1 protein-coding gene is annotated in these 1265 nt (G+C 57.6%); it reads left to right on the top strand.

Annotated features, from left to right (window positions below):
- Nucleotides 1-1265 (top strand): glutamate synthase-related protein (locus tag QYE47_RS27220; RefSeq protein ID WP_301159788.1); only part of this gene is annotated, 1265 nt, incomplete at both ends.

Consider the following 1265-nt stretch of genomic DNA (forward strand, 5'->3'; position numbering starts at 1 on the left):
GCTTCCGGTCGCTTTGGGGTTACTCCGGCGTATCTGGTCAATGCCGACGTCATTCAGATTAAAGTCGCCCAGGGCGCGAAGCCAGGCGAAGGCGGTCAGTTGCCGGGTGATAAAGTCACGCCTTACATCGCCAAACTGCGCTATTCGGTGCCCGGAGTGACGCTGATCTCCCCGCCGCCGCACCACGATATCTACTCTATCGAGGACTTAGCGCAGCTCATTTTCGACCTCAAGCAGGTTAACCCGAAAGCGATGATCTCCGTGAAGCTGGTTTCCGAACCGGGAGTAGGCACCATCGCGACTGGCGTGGCAAAAGCTTATGCGGACTTGATCACCATCGCAGGCTATGACGGCGGCACCGGCGCAAGTCCGCTTTCATCGGTGAAATACGCAGGCTGTCCGTGGGAGCTGGGGCTTGTTGAAACCCAGCAGGCGCTGGTTGCTAACGGCTTGCGTCACAAGATCCGTTTGCAGGTCGATGGCGGCCTGAAAACGGGTGTCGATATCATCAAGGCGGCGATTCTCGGCGCAGAAAGCTTCGGCTTCGGCACTGGCCCGATGGTGGCGCTCGGCTGTAAATATCTACGTATTTGCCATCTGAACAACTGCGCAACGGGTGTAGCAACTCAGGATGACAAACTGCGTAAGAACCACTATCACGGCCTGCCATTCAAGGTGACGAATTACTTTGAGTTTATCGCCCGTGAAACCCGCGAGCTGATGGCACAGCTTGGCGTAACACGTCTGGTGGATCTGATTGGTCGCACCGACCTGCTGAAAGAGCTGGACGGTTTCACCGCCAAACAGCAGAAGCTGGCGCTGTCGAAGCTGCTGGAGACTGCCGAACCGCATCCAGGTAAGGCACTCTACTGCACCGAAAACAACCCGCCGTTTGATAACGGCCTGCTGAACGCGCAGTTGCTGCAACAGGCGAAACCGTTTGTCGATGAGCGCCAGAGCAAAACCTTCTGGTTCGATATTCGCAACACCGACCGTTCTGTCGGCGCGTCGCTTTCAGGCTATATCGCCCAGACGCACGGCGATCAGGGGCTGGCAGCCGATCCTATCAAAGCGTACTTCAACGGCACCGCAGGCCAGAGCTTCGGCGTGTGGAACGCGGGCGGCGTGGAACTGTACCTGACCGGTGATGCCAACGACTATGTCGGTAAAGGCATGGCGGGCGGCTTAATCGCCATTCGTCCTCCGGTTGGTTCCGCCTTCCGCAGCCATGAAGCAAGCATTATCGGCAACACCTGCCTGTATGG

Source organism: Pseudomonas sp. 2,4-D (assembly GCF_030418155.1).
In the GTDB taxonomy this organism is placed as follows: domain Bacteria; phylum Pseudomonadota; class Gammaproteobacteria; order Pseudomonadales; family Pseudomonadaceae; genus Aquipseudomonas; species Aquipseudomonas alloputida.